Source organism: Clostridium oryzae, assembly GCF_002029235.1.
GTDB classification, from domain to species: domain Bacteria; phylum Bacillota; class Clostridia; order Clostridiales; family Clostridiaceae; genus Clostridium_AE; species Clostridium_AE oryzae.
Genome location: NZ_MZGV01000048.1, coordinates 1 through 16,958, shown reverse-complemented (window position 1 = coordinate 16,958; position 16,958 = coordinate 1). Strand labels below are relative to the sequence as shown.

The window sequence follows — 16,958 nt, the reverse complement described above, 5'->3', positions numbered from 1 at the left end:
CACATTTAAGGTATGTAATTAACCTTGCTCACAAAAACTCACCTATAATTAGGAGCTTATATCTCTTCATAATTATATCTATGCATGCCATATATTACAATATATTAATTATACATTTGATATAAATAATATATTTATGATATAATCTGCGTATTACTGCTTGTCAAACTAGAATACTTCTCGTTAACATAAATTTAGAAATACTAACTTGATTATAAAAATGGTTTATATGCTGAAAAAAGTTGTCTTTCTGCTGGGAAACTTTGCATTAAAGCTGAAAAAAATAGTATTCTAAAAAATGAGCTGTAGAATAAAAACACATATATGCTTATAAATCTAAACTTCGATATAACTTTTAGATATAGTAAGAATAATAGCGTTAAAATTATCATTTATTAAGCTCAATCTGAGTAAAACTGCACTTGCAATAATAGCTAAAAATTTCTATACTGTATATGTGCTTTTAAAAAGTTAAGGTAAAAGGAGAAAATAGTAATGAGATCACAAGTGAGAGAAAAAGTAGAATATATACTTCAAAATTATGTAGACATATTTATTTTTTTGTTTTTAGTTTTTACTAAATCCATAATATTCATTTGGACATTGCATAAAAATTATGTAAGTCCTACAGTTAAATATTCTTTATTTGCTTCTTTGTTTATTATGGTAGGTATATCTCTACTATTTAAGACTAAGGGAAGAATAAAATTTCTTTATATTATGGATCTGATAGTAAGCATCGCTATTGTTGCAGATCTTACTTATTTCAGATTTTTTAACGACTTGATATCTGTCAATTCTATTAGAAATATTGGATTGCTAGGAGATGTCGGCGATAGCGTAGAAAATCTTTTACAGTTTACTGATTTTCTATTTCTGACTGATGTAGTTTTGTTAATACCTGTAATGATCTATTTCAGAAATAGGAAACCACACTTAGCAGTATTTAAAAAGAGGGTTCTTGCCTTTGTAACACTATTTGTTCTTGGCATTATAATGCAATATAGCGGTATAAGAGCTCTGTCAATAGAGCAGCCTGGACTTTTATCCAGTTTAAGAAACAAAAAGTATGTCGCTAGATGTATTGGTAATATAGGATATCACGGCGTAGACATATATAATGTTGTAACAACTGAAATAAAAAAATCTCAAAAGCTTCCTGAGGCAAAAAAGAAAAAAATTGAGAAAATACTCTTATCTAATAAAGATAAAGGTAAGAATTTTGCTAACATAGGTAAAGGCAAAAATTTAATAATAATTCAAGTAGAATCACTGCAGCAATTCGCTATTAATAGGAAGATAAATGGACAAGAAGTTACTCCTAATCTAAATAAATTTTTAAAAAGTAGTTTATACTTCGATAACTTTTATTACCAGATTGGAGAAGGTAATACATCTGATGCTGAGTTTATGACTAATAACTCCCTATATCCTGCTGCTTCTGGAGCTGCCTATACTATTTATTCCCATAATGTTTTGAACTCATTGGGAACAGCACTTAAGAAAAAGAACTATTACACTTCAGTCTTCCACGGCAACAGAAAGACATTCTGGAGTAGAAATGTAATGTATCCTACTGAAGGATTTGACCATTTCTATAGTAAGGAAGAAATGGATGCTAGTGAAATTGTAGGTTTAGGAATAAGTGACAAATCATTTTTAACTCAAACATTGGACAAGTTGCAAACTCTTCAGCAGCCATATTATAGTTTTGTCATCACTTTATCAAGCCATTTTCCTTATACATCGGCTGCTAAAAGATCTAATCTTGATGTAACAGGCTTTGAAGGTACAGATATTGGAAATTATCTGAAAGGTATAAATTACACGGATGAACAACTTGGTATGTTCCTTAAAGGACTTGAAGCTAAGGGAATATTAGATAATTCCATAGTAGTTATGTATGGTGACCATAATGCCATACCAGTAAAAGATAAAAGCATACTATACAAGCTAGTTGGTGAAAAAGACAATAGCGATTATACTTGGTTTAAAAAATATCAAAAGGTACCATTTTTGATACATTTTCCTAAAGATAAGCATAAAGGAATAAATCATTTATTTTCTGGTGAAATGGACACATACCCTACTTTAGCTAATATATTTGGTTTAAATGCACCTTATACGCTTGGTAAAGACATGTTAAATTCAAAAGAAGGTAACCTAACCTTCAGAAATGGTTCATTTACAGACGGTAAAACATTCTATGTTTCCACTGTAGATAAATTTTATGATATTAAAACAAATAAGGCTATAAAACCTACAAAGGCAATGTTAGAAGAAAAAGACAGAAGACAACAGCAGCTAGAATATTCCGATGATATTTTAAACAAAAATTTATTAAAAGAATTTGTTAGTAAAAATGCTAACCAAAACAACTAGAACTACATGTAGTGTAAATTATACAACTTTTCTATTTACAATATGGCAGCCTTATTATGATTATTACTCATGGGTGACTGGAAATCAGTCACTCATTTTATTTGTCTGTATTTTTTTATCATGATATTATTGAAAATATGTAATATACTAACAATTGACTTCATAATGAAATTACGCTAAAATGTAAACGAAAAGGAATATTATTAATTCTCAAATTAACAAATGAAAAATCAAAACTCATGAGATAGTTCAAAGAGTAACATACTCTTCAATTATAGAATTATTACAATTCGTACCATCTATGAGCACAGTGTCTAAATTAATGAAACATTAAAGGCAGAAAGGCTTTATTTAAGCCAAACAAGCAAATTATCACAGGATAAAGATCTCGGCCATTAGTGAATTCATTTTTGGTGAACGTTCTACTGTACTAAAACTCACCTAATAGCCATAATGATTGTATTAAAAGCACCAAATAAACAAAATTATTAATATATACAATTCGAAGAAGAATATAATGAGCATTCGATAAAGAAACTGAACATTGGAGTGAAGCAAAAGTATCCTCATTCAGTTAACGATATATAAGAAAATTCATTAAGCTCGCTATAATAAATTATATCGAGTTAAATGTAAAGGTTTAACTATAATGATGTCATAATAATTACTTATATTTTTTGATAGGGGGACATTTTTATGAAGAAGCAGGAGAAAGCTTTTATTGTTCGAAAGTATGGCCAAAATGAAAATACAGAAGAACTTAATTCACTACTTAGCGAAGGCTGGTCAGTTACTTCTATAAGTCCTATGAGCGGCGGAGGACAGTCTGAAGCTTTTGCTCTGGTTATTCTCCAGAAACAGGAGTAAAATAAATTTAATTACTATATATTTAAATATATAAATTATACTAACATAGTTAAAATAAGAACGTTCACACATATATACAAGTATAAAAATACTACAGGAGCAAGCTCCTGTAGTATTTTTATTTATAGCTATTTCCAACTTTTTTTACATCATACAAACCATATAATATAACTATTAATCCAAAAATAAAAGGCAAAATCGTAGATATCTGACTGTTTAGATAGCAAGCAACAAACTTATCATCAGTTATCATATTTACTGCCGTGTAAGCAAGAAGGCTGCCCCCAACATATATGATAATCTTATATTTTTTCATAAGCTTGGCCACATAACTTGAACCTAAGAAAATAATAGGTACACTCATCATTATTCCAAAAATAATAAGCCACACATTTCCTTTAGCTGCAGCTGCTATTGCAATTACATTATCAAGACTCATACTGACATCAGCAATTATTATGGTAAATGCGGCTTTCCATAATGTCTTATTACTATCCACATTACCCTTCTCTTCCTCCTCCTGATTATATGTAAGATCCCATGTAATCTTTATTAGCAGCAGCCCTCCGATTAATTTTACAGGCAACCATTGAATCTGCATAATTAGCGTGATTATGCATGAAAATAGTATTCTCATTGTTACAGCTCCGCTTATTCCGATGAGACTCGCAATTTTAGCTTTTTTTTCAGGCAGCTTCCTGATTGCCAACGCTATTACACTTACATTATCACCTGATAAAACTATATCTAATAAGGTTATTTGCAAAATTGACATGATAAGATATAAAATTTTATCCAAAACCTACACTCCTTTTTCATGCTAAATAATTCTGATACCTTTCAGTTCTATAAATTCAGATTCATAATTATTTAACTTTATTCTAAATGTTCTTGTTTCCTATTTTTATAGGAATTCCTTCTGTCCTAGTTTCAAATAATTAATACTATCAAAAAATCACTTTAAACATAGGATTGGATTTTTTGTACATATACAATATTACCATGTTATTGCTGATACGTAAATATAATGTGGCTTTAGCATATAAAGTGTGAATGACCTCTATAAGCCAAAAAGTGCCTAAGACGGTCATTTACACTTATACCACTCTTACATAACTTATGGTACAAAACTAACTACCGATTTGTATTAATTAATTCAGTATGCTTATAAAATTCTACACATCTCAAATCTTTTTCGCATTTATTGGAATAATTATCATCATGAATTATAAATATTGAAACATATACACCTTTAGGAACCCTATCTATTGTAATTTCATACTCGTCTGAAACATGACGAATTAAAGTTCTTGACACTGCTCCTCTATTTAATCTTATAGGGTACTTATCAACATGAGGATGATCTAAACTTTTATTATATAATATTAGCCTAACCCTTTCGTTTGTTGTATTTTGAATTACAACCAATAGCTTTTCACATTTGCTTCTTTTCCAAATTGGGCCTGTAGTAAATTTATTTACTACTGTAGTAGTTAGTACTGTTTCATTATTGCTTAGATTGGGATCAAATACAGCATCAGATTGCACTGTTGCTTTATTAGTGATAGTTCCGTGTTCTAAAACTTTAACCTTTATTCTAAATTTAACTTCCTCCTGAGCTTCCAACTTATCAATACTAATAGACACCTTTCCTTCTACAGTATCAATAAAACTTTTATGCTCTCCTAACCAATCAGTTTCAACCGAAATATACCTAACCTCTAAAGGCAATAAATCAATTATACTTACTTCTCTTGACGGACTAGGTCCATTATTTTTTACAGCGAGCTCATATTCAATTATATCATTTTCATATATAATATCTTGTAAAACCTTGCTGGTTATAGATAAATCAGCTTTTTCTACAAGCTCTGGAGAAATTTCAACTCTATTATTATCTATATTTGGATCATAAGTATCGCTTTTTATTGATGCTCTGATAATAAAATCTGTAGAGGTTGGTATTACAGTTATCGTAACATTGAAACTTTGGCCTGATGGGACTAAATCTATCATGCCTATTATGCCACCTGAATAAGGGTCCCAAATTCCAAAACCATTATTATCAATTATGGTTTTGGTAAAATCATAATTCTTTATAGGATTTACTACTACAACATTTTTAGCGTCATCTGGTCCATTGTTTTTTACAGTAAGCATATATTTTAACGGTTGTCCTACATATAGAGGAGAAGTGCTTAATAGCTTCATTTCTATTGATAAATCTGCAGTCGTACCAATTTCAAACGAAATAGTATCTAAAGCCTCACTAACGTTACTTATTATCAATCCGCTATTAGTGCCATCACTTAAAAGTATAGGATTATACTTTCCTCCTAAGGTAGTTCTATTTACCAATTTATTCAAATTTGCATTAGATACATTTCCGCCATAAGGATCGTCGGATGAAGTGCCTTGTCTACAGACAAATACCTCATCTGGAGGTCCGCCGCTATTTCCAGTTAAATCAGGTTTTATTCTATAAATTATCAAACCTTCACCTGGAAGTGATTTCTCAAAAGTTGTATTTCTTTTTCTGTATTCTGCAATAAAATATTCATTAGATGTCACAGGAGATGCTATTTTATAGGCATTATTAGTATCTGAAGTCAACGGATTTAATGTGTGAGGTCCTTTTCCCGAAATTTCAGGAATATTATCAATCCATTTACCATATCTATTTTTTAATCTAGCACTAGTATGAGGCGGTGGAGTAGGATCAGAACTCATTATATCCCAAGGTCCAACTGGATCTAAGCTATTTGAATAGTGATACAAATCAGGGAACCCTATAGAATGGCCCATTTCATGGCATATTACTCCGGTATTAGCCATGCTTTCTATATTAAAGTTATACTCTGCAACTCTTTTACCATTTATAAAAACATTTTTATCATATAAACTTGACATATGCGGCCACAACAAGTCTCCCCAGCTTCCAGCCTCACCTTTAATTATGAAACATATATTATCTACATTACCATCATTATTAGTATCTATATTTAAAGAAACTGGGATTTGACTTTTAACAGCATTTATAGCATTTACTAAAAGTTCAGCTTCCCTATTTCCTTGTTCCTCTGGTTCATACCCCTCGGGATTAGTTTTACAGTCTCTAGGTTCATAATAACATCTAGACTTTGAATCTTTATAGGATACTACTTTTGAGTTTTGAGGAAGTGGGTAAAACGTTGAATTTACAATCAGTTTATTATAAGATACCTCTTTATAATAATTGTAAACAGAATTATAATTCTGTTCTGATTTGTTAAACATATCTTCATACTTACTTATAGAGGCTTCAAATTCTTTGTCGTCTCTAAATCTTATAAAAATAACTATATTATTTAAACTACCAATTGGAGATGCTTGCTTTGTACTTAATAAACCTATTGTATATGAATGCACCCCTTTAATAGGATAAATTGCCATAAAATCATACCTCCAAAATCAACAGATTATACCTTTTAGGATAAAAATCCATTAAGCTATAATTCATAATATGACATTTTTCTCCTTTTGTTGTTCATTTTCTTTTTCTTTTTAAAATTTTAACAAACATAACCTAGTATATTGTTGCTCAGTACAATCAAATTTCTTCTTAAATTATTAAAACCGTATCTGATTTCTCAGATACGGTTTTAATATATACAAAAGTTTATATTTGCTATATTATTATTCAATCGATTTTAATAGTAACTGAATACCATTCTGTCAACTCTAAGAGCTACGGTCTTTGACCAAAGCCAAGTATTAGTTGTACTATCATCAAAATAATACAGTGCACCCTTCGTTGGATCAACTCCTTGAAGTGCAGCATAAGCAGCCTTTATAGAATCTGCAGAAGCTGGTTTATTAATCCAGCCATTTACTACTGGAGTAAATTGATAATAGCCTGCATCCTTTTGATATATAACACTGCTAATTGTATTTGGGAAACGAGAATCTCTCACCCTATTTACGACAACAGCACCTACAGCTACCTTAGCTTGATAGGGTTCACCCTGTGCTTCTGCTTCAATCAACCTAGCTAAAAGATTTGCATCGCTAGTTGTGTAAGGAATTACAGTTTTAACCGTCGTTGCAGCAGTGGCTTGTACAATATTTGAAGCTGACCCAGGAATATTTAGAAGCTGGCCTGGATAGATAGCATTATCCCACTTGTGATTGGCTAATCTTAACGAATATATTGAAACACCATATTTTTTAGCGATTAGATATAAACTGTCTCCACTTTTAACAGTATAGGTTCTGCATGAAACATTTAATATCTGGCCTGGATAAATAGCACTGCTTGAAAGGCCATTTTTTTGCACAATTGAAGTCGAAGTAACATTAAACAGCTTTCCTATTTTATATAGTGAGTCACCTGATGCAACAGTGTAGCTTGCTGCTTGAACTGATGTAGCAGATGCTAGTGATAAGATTGCAGTCAATAAAAGCGCCTTGATTTTCGTTGATTTTAACATATTTATTTCCTCCTCTATTGCCTCCGAGGTTAGTTGACGGGTTTGGGTTGAGGCACCCTACTTCATAGCGAAGATTCACCCCTGTAAAGAATTCCCCCGTACTCCATATGGAGATTCGGCTTAGTTTTATATGTTACTGCATTTATTATCTGTACTGTAACAGATATCTGTATTATAACAGGGTATAAGACTCTTATCCATGCCAAATTTCTGGAATGAAAGGCACATACAACCTATTACCAGCATCTAAAAATCAACTTTCTCCTAATTTCTATTCTTCCTCCCAGCTTTCCGCTCTTTTAACTGCTTTCTTCCATCCTTTACATAATTTTTTCTTCTTATCCTCATCTAAATTTGGTGTATATGCTTGACTAATGGACCATTTCTCAGCAATTTCTTCTTTTGACTTCCAAAAGCCCACAGCGAGTCCGGCTAAATATGCTGCACCTAGTGCAGTTGTCTCAGTTATTATTGGTCTTATAACTTCTGCACCTGTAATGTCAGATTGAAACTGCATCAGAAAATTGTTTCTGCTAGCACCGCCATCAACTTTAATTCTTATAAGTTTGCAGCCAGAGTCTTCTTCCATAGCATCCATAACATCCTTAGACTGATATGCAATAGATTCAAGGGCAGCTCTGATTATATGATTTCTGTTAGCACCTCTTGTTAGTCCGAAGATAGCCCCTCTTGCATACATATCCCAATATGGAGCACCAAGTCCAGTAAAGGCTGGCACAATATATACGCCACCATTATCATTAACTTTTTTAGCAAAATACTCTGTATCTGCAGCATCATTTACTAATTTAAGTTCGTCTCTAATCCATTGAATGACAGCACCACCAACAAATACTGAACCTTCTAAGGCGTACTGAACTTTATTCTCTATTCCTATTGCAATAGTGGTTACCAAACCATTTTTACTTTTGATTATCTTTTCCCCAGTATTCATAAGTAAAAAGCATCCTGTGCCATAAGTATTTTTAACACTGCCTTCTTCAAAACAGGTCTGTCCAAACAAAGCACACTGCTGATCCCCTGCTATACCAGCTATCGGAACTCTCACACCTTCCGTCCCCCCAAGGTTTGTATAGCCATAAATCTCTGAAGAGTTTTTAACTTCTGGAAGTATTTTTCTTGGAATATTAAGCGTCTCCAAAATCCTCTCATCCCATTTTAATTCTTTAATGTTGTAGAGCATAGTTCTAGAAGCATTAGTATAATCGGTCACATGAACTTTTCCTCCTGTAAGCTTCCAAACAAGCCAGGTATCAACTGTACCAAATAATAGTTCTCCCTTCTCAGCTCTTTCTCTTGCACCTTCTACATTATCTAAAATCCACTTGATTTTAGTAGCTGAAAAATAAGCATCTAATAAAAGTCCTGTATTCTCTTTTACATAATCTCCAAATTCTTCATCCTTCTTAAGTTCTTCCACAATAGCTGCTGTCCTTCTGCACTGCCATACAATAGCATTATAAACAGGTTCTCCAGTATTTTTATCCCAGACAATTGTTGTTTCTCTTTGATTTGTAATTCCTATAGCAGCTATATTTTCTTGAGTTATATTAGCTTTTGCCATTACCTCCTGCAAAACCCCATATTGACTTGCCCATATTTCTAAAGGATTATGTTCAACCCAGCCCTTCTTAGGATAAAGCTGAGTAAACTCCTTTTGACTGACTCCTAATATATTTTGCTCATTATCAAATATTATTGCTCTTGAGCTTGTTGTTCCCTGATCTAAGGCTATTATGTATCTTTTCATACATTACACTCCGCTTTCCAGTATTTTAATAATTCTTTATTATAAGCGCCTCTACGCAATCGTTTTCTTTTACATTTCAGTATAGCATTCTATATTAAATATCGTCAATATAATAAAATCTAATATTCACACATATAGGAGTTGATTGCAACTAAAGATAGTAAAATACTAAGTGCGTGGCACTTGACATTTTTTAATTAATTATATAACTTAACGCTTATTTTAACTGTATTTGCTTCAGATTCCGCACTTATATTGCCGCCGTGAAGCTCAACAATATTTTTTGCAATAGCAAGTCCTAAGCCTGAGCCAGATATCTTTGAATTTCTTGATTTATCAACTCTATAAAATCTTTCAAAAAGCAGAGGTAATATTTCTGTTGGAATTGTGTCACCTTGATTTTCAAATGATATAAGCACATTATCTTTGTTTTGAATTATTGAGACGATTATTTTACTGTCTAATTCTTTATAGCTGTATTTAATTGAATTAGAAAGTATATTTTCAAAGGCTCTTGCCATTAGATCCGAATCGACATCTGCATATATCTCATTGCTTGAATAATTCTTTTCAAACGAAAGATCGTTCTGTTTTGCTAAAATAGACATTTCTCCAAGAAGCTGTTCCATAAGCTCAACAATATTTACATTACTTTTATTAATTTTTATAACACCATTGGAAATTTTAGTGTACTCAAATAAATCTTCAATAAGCTTTTTTAATCTCAAGGATTTCGAATAAGCTCTATCAATATAATCATTCATAGTACCTTCATTATCATAATTCTTATCCTTTACAAGGGTCAGATACCCTATAATGGTAGTAAGCGGCGTCTTCAAATCATGAGATACATTGGTAATAAGTTCATTCTTGGTCTGTTCAGATCTTCTTTCATCTTCAATCTTATCTTTCAATAAAGCTGACATACTATTTATATTACGAGCCATAATTGTAAATTCATCATTACCCTTTTCAACTAGCTTAAATTCCAGATTTCCACTTGAGATTTCCTGAATACCAGTTGTGATTTCTCTTATATACCTAATCTTTTTTCCTGCCATAAAATGAAAAACAACAAAGTATACTGGTGCCGCCAAAAGAAAAGACGAAAATCTATCCCCACAAGAAATACGTAGTGCAACATGATACACAATCTCTGCCGCCGAAATGCTAATGACATTAACCACCAATATTTCAACACCAATGCTCTTCATTGTGTATCCCTGTGAAAAATCATGAATTATGTTTAATATATTTTCAATTCTTCTTATATTGATCAGCAACACAAAACTTACTAAAAATGTAAAAAAACCTATTAAAAAATCGTTGTGAAATAGAGACCACTCAGCTAGATACTGAATATGGAAAAGTTCATATCCATTATCTAATAGCAATGGTACTCCTACAGCTATGGTGAAACTTATCAAGCCTTTAACTGCCAGCGATACAATTTTTACCGTGCTGCTTTTCAATACAATAACTTTTTCTTCTTCATTACTATTCAACTTTGTACCCAACCCCCCATACTACTTTTATGAATCTTGGATTCTTGGTATCTATCTCTATCTTTTCCCTTATGTTTCTAATATGTACTGCAACAGTATTCTCAGCTTCGTAAGCTGGTTCGTTCCAAACACTTTCATATATTAATTTCGTATTTAAAACTCTCCCCTTATTTCTAGCCAAAACCTCTAAAATTGAAAATTCTGTTGGAGTAAGTTTTACTTCCCTATCATCTACCCTAACCTGATGAGTGGCCGTATTAATTTGAAGCCCTCTTATTTCAATCTCCTCCGATTTTGTTTTCTTATGCTCACTCAACATAGTACACCTTCTGAGCTGCGACTTGACTCTTGCCACAATTTCAAGTGGGTTAAAGGGTTTTGTTACATAATCATCAGCACCTGTATTTAAACCAAGTATCTTATCGATATCCTCACTTTTTGCTGATAGCATTATTATAGGAACATTTTTGTCCTTTCTTATCTTCATACATGCTTGAATGCCATCCATTTTAGGCATCATGATATCGAGTATTATTAAATCGATCTCCGCTTTTTCAAGTACATCAATAGCTTCAATTCCATCGCTAGTCTTAATGACGGAATATCCCTCATTAACAAGATATATTTCAAGTAAATCTCTTATATCCTCTTCATCATCAACTACTAGAATTCGTTTCTTTTCCAAATTCCAACCCTCCTTATAATAAATTCATATATTCCATACCCGGACAGTATGAACAATATTGGCATTATAGGGTAGGAGTATCTATCCATTGTATAGTATGGAATATAAATTAAATCAAATAGTACAATCACAATAAATAAAAACACAAATTGCTTATTCTTATTTATAAAAAGTCTAATGCTCTCAGCTAATCCAAGCACCAATATAAAACAATGAAAGATGGCTGCAGCAACATAGTTAATTCCAAAGATTTTCTTCCAATAGAAGGGACCACTCCATAGTCTCAAAGACTTTCCGACGGTGTACCAACAAACATATTTTAGTGGTTTTTTTACTGCATATGTTTTTAATCTATATAAGCCAGTATTGATTTGATTTTGGTTCGTTTCAATTTCTGTTTTACCTGACTTGCTTGGAACGTGATCAACGCTTTGATCATAATTGACATAGGTACCCTGCAAAAATGGATTTCCAGATGAAAGAGTTAATGGTATAAATCTATGAAAAACTGCGTAATTTCTAATCCACCATGGGCTCATAACAGCTGAAAATGTAAGTATTGTAACCATTGTAAACTTCATCATATCTTTGATGGTATATTTTTTTATTATCCATATAATCAATATAGCAGCTGGATACGCTGCTAATACTGGTCTAATAAGACAGCCAAGTGCCCATAATACTCCCCCTATAGTATAATATGACAATCTTCTTTCTTCAATAGCATATAAGGAGACAAATATAAGCAAGAGAAGTAAGAACTTAAAAAGTACTTCAGTCAAAATAACTGTAGTTGTATAGTATTCTGCAATATATAATAAATTTAAAAAACAGCCTAAAACAGCTGCTCTACTATTAAAAACCTTTCTTCCTATAAGAAATATAAGATACATTGACGCTGCTTGAAGAGTCGCTTGGAAAATTCGAAATGCAATTATTCCTCCAAACTTTCCAAATATTTTTACAAAAAACGCTAATGCATACGGCAGCGCCGGCATTATGAAAACTGTTGGTTCATCAACCCTGTGATAAATAAGTTGACCTTTATCTACAAGTTCCCAAGCACTTCTTATGTATTTGACATCATCATTATCAAACTTTTTAAAGCTTCCAAGATAGTTTTCATTTCCATATTTTAAGACTGCATATAGATTGACAATAAAAAATAGTACAATTATAGCAAATAAACTTATCTTAATCCATTTGTCTTCTTTTTTGATGCTAAACATTTCTTTTCTCCTCCTTTAAACTATTTGACTGAAACCAAACAAGCTCCCAATACGATTAATCCAATTCCAAACCATCTAGTTATCGGTATACTCTCCTTAAAAATCAAAAAAGCAATTAAAGCTGCAGCCACATAGCAAAGGCTTTGAAGCGGATATACCAATGACAATTCTGTCCTTGATAAAATATAAAGCCATAGTATAGTTGCAATTGAATATATAGCTAAACCTCCAAGGATGTAAGGACTAATGATAATCTTTATAATTCCATTAACAGTAAATTTAAAATTAATACCAGACAGTCCAATTTTCCATAAGGTCTGTCCTAAAACAAGAAATATTATGTTTAGCAAAAGTAAAATATATATCATCTGTTCGGCTCTCCCTCATTAATATAACTTTTAATCATTCCTATCTCCTGAGTAAGCAGTGTAATTTTACTTTGCATTTTGGACATCACTAAGTTTAAATAAAATATTAAAATCAAAAGAAAAATAATACCCGTTACAAATAGGAAAGCTGGTGCATAATAAATTCCAACTGTTCTAGCCATATTCTCGGTAAGCTTCGTATCAAGAGACAACACAATAAGCATTATGCTTATTAAAATCCAAAATATACTATATTTAAAATCGAGAATCCTTTTCTTTACAAAATATAATGTACCGATTAAAAATAAAACAGAAAGCACAAAACAATATATGTATGGTTTCATAAAAACACCTCATTTCATTATGGTTGAAGTAAAATTGCACAAGTAACTTTAATCATGTAATAAATTGATTTTAATGGTGTGATGGAAGATTTTCCTCCTTGTCGTTTTTTCATATTGACTGGTATCTCCTTAATTCTTATTTTCCTCTTAGAAGCATATACTATTGTCTCCACCTCAGGGTAATCTTTAGGATAATATCTAGCGAACATTTCAATTACCTTTTTACTAGCAGCTCTATAGCCTGAAGTCGTGTCAAAAAAATCTCTCCTGCATACAAAAGATACAAGCTTTGAAAAAAAACTAATTCCAAGCCTTCTCATTTTGCTTGCTTCATAGCCAGTTTTCTTAGCAAACCTAGAACCTATAACTATGTCTGCTTCATCCTTTTCAATTGAGCTAATCAATCTAGGAAGATACTTTGGATCATGTTGTCCGTCTCCATCCACCTGAATCACAGCATCATACCCTCTCCTGCTTGCATAAATATACCCAGTTTGAACTGCACCTCCAATACCAAGGTTTTGTGGAAGATTTATTACAAATGCTCCCGCCCTTTGCGCTTCTGCTCCAGTGCAGTCACTTGAGCCATCATTTATTACCACCACATCTACTTCTGAATTATTAGACTTTACCTCATTTACAACTTTATAGATATTTTTTTCTTCATTGTACGCAGGTATTACAACCATAACTTTCATGCAATATCACTCCCCTTCAAATTACATACTTTATTCTAAAGCATATTTTTAAAGAACTTCCTTAGAAATTATTAAGATTTTCGAAAGATACATACAATAATAAAAAATGGTTACACCCTATGTCGGCTAATTCCGCTGCGTTAAGCAATTTCACCGCATCTTTTAGTCAAATTTCCTAATAGCTCATAACTCGGCTGCGCCTCAAACAATTCGCCATCTTAACGGAAATTTGCCTAAAAGACACGGATAATTGCTAAACTTGCTCCAAATGCCTCCGTCGGGTGTAACCATTTTTAATGCCCTAACTCTTAATTTTTACATAATACTTTTATTTTATTAATTCTATTACCTTTCTATCTTAATTTACTAACTTCAGAATATTTTACTGTTTCTTTTTAACTTCTTCGTAAACACGCTGTACCGTTTTCTTATTTAATGCCTATCTTTCTTACTCTTTAGGGGTATAGCCTGACTTTAATGAAAAATTATCCTCAGTTCCCAAAAATATAATTTCCTAAAGAGTAAAATAGGGGGGGACAATTCCCTATATCCTGTAAGTAATAAAGAATTATCTCTCCTGTTTATATTACAATAATATACATAAAACAATATCTATAACACTAAAATTTACATCAAATTGGAATTAAAGCTTTTTCAACACTCCTATATATATCCTTAATATCACCATAACCGTTTACAACAAGCAAAGGCCCTCCATTGCCATAGTAGTCCAGCAGCGGCTGAATAGAACTAATGTAAACCTCCATCCTGTTCTTAATAATTTCTTCATTATCGTCCTTTCTCTGAATCAAATCCCCTCCACATAAATCACATTTATTGTAGGCTTTGCTTGGTTTAAATTTTGAATGAAAAACTGCGCCGCAATTCTTACACACTTTTCTACCTACTACTCGTTCAATAATGATGTATTCAGGTACATCAAAAAAAAGAACTTTATCAATACGTTGACCTTTTTCTTCAAGTATGTCATTAAGGCTTTTAGCTTGGCTTATATTCCTAGGAAATCCATCAAGAATGAATCCATTACTGCAGTCTTCTTCGTTCATTCTATCTTTTATCATCGATACTGTAATGCTATCAGGTACAAGTTCGCCCTTGTTTATAAAGGCCTCAGCCTGTATCCCTAGCGTTGTCTTTTGGATGATATTGAATCGAAATATGTCCCCAGTAGATATGTGAGGAATATTAAAATTCTCACTAATCAGCTTAGCCTGAGTACCTTTTCCCGATCCAGGTGCACCTAACAATATAATTTTCAAAAAAGCGCCTCCTGATTTTAATTGTTAGTGTAAAGTTTTTTACACTACTCTTTTAAAAATTTCTTTATATATCAAGGGTTGTAGAGTTTTTTTGTATAAAAAAACAATGACCCCCAATTTCATGTTATAATTGAAGTTCCTACGCCACAAAAATAACTTGAAAGGTTGTCATCGTATGGATTCAATTATAACTTATTTACTTTTATATAATCAATATCTTTTAAAAACTATTTTTCAACTTGTTTTATTTATTGCTAAACATATTCCTCTTAAACAGTGGGCTTTTGAGGATTCTAATAGTCCAGAGTACCAAAAGTTTAAGGTTGACAAGCTGCCTAAGATTCTTCGCTTTGAGAAGGTAGATTATCAGCTCCTTTTGGCTTACTATAAACACAAATACAATAAGCTTGTTAAGCCTATTAATCGTCGTAACGGTAAATCTATTTCTAAAAGTATCATTTGTCCTAAATGTGGTGCCCCTCACGAGTACATTTACGATAACAACGGTTCTAAAGGGCAATACCAGTGCAAAGTTTGTGGTCAAACTTTTAAGCAGTCTAATCATGTTACAAAGCCCGTTGTTTTTATTTGCCCTTATTGTGGTCATACTCTTGATCCTAAGAAGGATCGTAAGCATTTTCGTGTTCATAAATGTGTTAACCCTAAGTGCTCTTATTACCTCAAAAATCTCTCTAAGCTTCCAAAGGATTTATCACCTGCTGACAAGCATAAATACAAGCTTCACTACATCTACCGTGAATTTACTGTGGATTTTTTTAAGATGGACTTAAATTCTCTTCCTGCTAGAGCTATCAATTTTAGCTTTAAGAAGTTTAATCCTCATATTATGGGCCTTTGCCTTACTTATCACGTTAATCTTAAACTCTCAACTAGACAAACTGCTCATGCCCTTGAAGAAGTTCATGGTATTAAGATCTCTCATACCATGGTTGCTCACTATGCCACTACAGCAGCTGCTGTCATTAAACCATTTGTAGATAACTTTAACTATAAACCTTCCAACATTCTTTCTGCTGATGAAACATACATTAAGGTTAAAGGTATTAAACATTACGTTTGGTTTATCATGGACACCTGCAAAAAGTCTATCCTTGGCTATCAGGTCTCTGATAACCGTGCTGTTGGACCTTGTATTCTTGCTATGCGTATGGCTTTTCAGAAGTTCAAACAATTCCCTGGTAAAGCTTTAAAATTCATTGCTGACGGCTATAGTGCCTATCCTCTTGCTGCTCAACAATTTAAACTTGAAAAAGGTTGGGATTTCGATATCACTCAAGTTATTGGACTTACTAACGATGATGCTGTTACCTCTGAGTTTCGTTGGGTTAAGCAAGTTATC

14 protein-coding genes and 1 riboswitch are annotated in these 16,958 nt (G+C 32.3%); of the genes, 3 read left to right on the top strand and 11 right to left on the bottom strand.

What is annotated here, in order from left to right:
• Positions 1-495: 495 nt before the first annotated feature.
• Complete coding sequence (locus CLORY_RS16930) at positions 496-2,382, top strand: LTA synthase family protein (RefSeq protein ID WP_079426673.1); 1,887 nt, start codon at positions 496-498, stop codon at positions 2,380-2,382.
• A 696-nt stretch (positions 2,383-3,078) separates the two neighbouring features.
• Complete coding sequence (locus CLORY_RS23365; RefSeq protein ID WP_169911661.1) at positions 3,079-3,249, top strand: hypothetical protein; 171 nt, start codon at positions 3,079-3,081, stop codon at positions 3,247-3,249.
• A 118-nt stretch (positions 3,250-3,367) separates the two neighbouring features.
• Here CLORY_RS23365 and CLORY_RS16925 read toward each other — a convergent pair whose 3' ends face one another.
• From CLORY_RS16925 to CLORY_RS16875, 11 genes are all read right to left on the bottom strand, one after another.
• Positions 3,368-4,048 (bottom strand): TerC family protein, encoded by a 681-nt coding sequence (locus tag CLORY_RS16925; RefSeq protein WP_079426672.1) that lies wholly within the window; start codon positions 4,046-4,048, stop codon positions 3,368-3,370.
• A gap of 335 nt (positions 4,049-4,383) precedes the next feature.
• Positions 4,384-6,681: a M6 family metalloprotease domain-containing protein gene (locus tag CLORY_RS16920; protein WP_079426670.1), complete on the bottom strand. Its 2,298-nt coding sequence runs from the start codon at positions 6,679-6,681 to the stop codon at positions 4,384-4,386.
• Between the two features lie 257 nt (positions 6,682-6,938).
• Positions 6,939-7,718 (bottom strand): cell wall hydrolase, encoded by a 780-nt coding sequence (locus tag CLORY_RS16915; protein WP_079426669.1) that lies wholly within the window; start codon positions 7,716-7,718, stop codon positions 6,939-6,941.
• A 3-nt stretch (positions 7,719-7,721) separates the two neighbouring features.
• Positions 7,722-7,849, bottom strand: a riboswitch (cyclic di-AMP (ydaO/yuaA leader).
• Between the two features lie 140 nt (positions 7,850-7,989).
• Positions 7,990-9,489, bottom strand: a complete 1,500-nt coding sequence (gene glpK, locus CLORY_RS16910; RefSeq protein WP_079426668.1) for a glycerol kinase GlpK — start codon at positions 9,487-9,489, stop codon at positions 7,990-7,992.
• A 197-nt stretch (positions 9,490-9,686) separates the two neighbouring features.
• Positions 9,687-10,994: a sensor histidine kinase gene (locus tag CLORY_RS16905; protein WP_079426667.1), complete on the bottom strand. Its 1,308-nt coding sequence runs from the start codon at positions 10,992-10,994 to the stop codon at positions 9,687-9,689.
• Positions 10,987-11,679, bottom strand: coding sequence for a response regulator transcription factor (locus tag CLORY_RS16900; protein ID WP_079426665.1), 693 nt, complete (start codon positions 11,677-11,679; stop codon positions 10,987-10,989). The genes CLORY_RS16905 and CLORY_RS16900 overlap by 8 nt, the downstream gene beginning before the upstream one ends.
• Entirely contained in the window at positions 11,658-12,908 is a 1,251-nt protein-coding gene (locus tag CLORY_RS16895; RefSeq protein ID WP_079426663.1) for an ArnT family glycosyltransferase, read from the bottom strand. The genes CLORY_RS16900 and CLORY_RS16895 overlap by 22 nt, the downstream gene beginning before the upstream one ends.
• A gap of 20 nt (positions 12,909-12,928) precedes the next feature.
• A complete protein-coding gene (locus tag CLORY_RS16890) occupies positions 12,929-13,276 on the bottom strand; it encodes a DMT family transporter (protein WP_079426661.1) in 348 nt (115 codons plus the stop codon).
• Positions 13,273-13,620, bottom strand: coding sequence for a DUF2304 domain-containing protein (locus tag CLORY_RS16885; protein ID WP_079426659.1), 348 nt, complete (start codon positions 13,618-13,620; stop codon positions 13,273-13,275). Before CLORY_RS16885 ends, CLORY_RS16890 begins: the two co-directional genes overlap by 4 nt.
• A gap of 17 nt (positions 13,621-13,637) precedes the next feature.
• Positions 13,638-14,318 (bottom strand): glycosyltransferase family 2 protein, encoded by a 681-nt coding sequence (locus CLORY_RS16880; protein WP_079426657.1) that lies wholly within the window; start codon positions 14,316-14,318, stop codon positions 13,638-13,640.
• Positions 14,319-14,950: 632 nt separating this feature from the next.
• Complete coding sequence (locus CLORY_RS16875; protein WP_079426655.1) at positions 14,951-15,598, bottom strand: adenylate kinase; 648 nt, start codon at positions 15,596-15,598, stop codon at positions 14,951-14,953.
• Between the two features lie 175 nt (positions 15,599-15,773).
• Between CLORY_RS16875 and CLORY_RS16870 the strand changes: the two genes are divergently transcribed.
• On the top strand, positions 15,774-16,958 hold a 1,185-nt coding region (locus CLORY_RS16870), incomplete at its 3' end, for a DDE-type integrase/transposase/recombinase (protein ID WP_079426653.1).

What these genes read in the sequence shown, in the direction of transcription:
- CLORY_RS16930 (WP_079426673.1), top strand. Translation starts at nt 496, where the DNA reads ATGAGATCACAAGTGAGAGAAAAAGTAGAATATATACTTCAAAATTAT.
- CLORY_RS16915 (WP_079426669.1), bottom strand. Translation starts at nt 7,718, where the DNA reads ATGTTAAAATCAACGAAAATCAAGGCGCTTTTATTGACTGCAATCTTA.
- CLORY_RS23365 (WP_169911661.1), top strand. Translation starts at nt 3,079, where the DNA reads ATGAAGAAGCAGGAGAAAGCTTTTATTGTTCGAAAGTATGGCCAAAAT.
- CLORY_RS16895 (WP_079426663.1), bottom strand. Translation starts at nt 12,908, where the DNA reads ATGTTTAGCATCAAAAAAGAAGACAAATGGATTAAGATAAGTTTATTT.
- CLORY_RS16890 (WP_079426661.1), bottom strand. Translation starts at nt 13,276, where the DNA reads ATGATATATATTTTACTTTTGCTAAACATAATATTTCTTGTTTTAGGA.
- glpK (WP_079426668.1), bottom strand. Translation starts at nt 9,489, where the DNA reads ATGAAAAGATACATAATAGCCTTAGATCAGGGAACAACAAGCTCAAGA.
- CLORY_RS16920 (WP_079426670.1), bottom strand. Translation starts at nt 6,681, where the DNA reads ATGGCAATTTATCCTATTAAAGGGGTGCATTCATATACAATAGGTTTA.
- CLORY_RS16880 (WP_079426657.1), bottom strand. Translation starts at nt 14,318, where the DNA reads ATGAAAGTTATGGTTGTAATACCTGCGTACAATGAAGAAAAAAATATC.
- CLORY_RS16885 (WP_079426659.1), bottom strand. Translation starts at nt 13,620, where the DNA reads ATGAAACCATACATATATTGTTTTGTGCTTTCTGTTTTATTTTTAATC.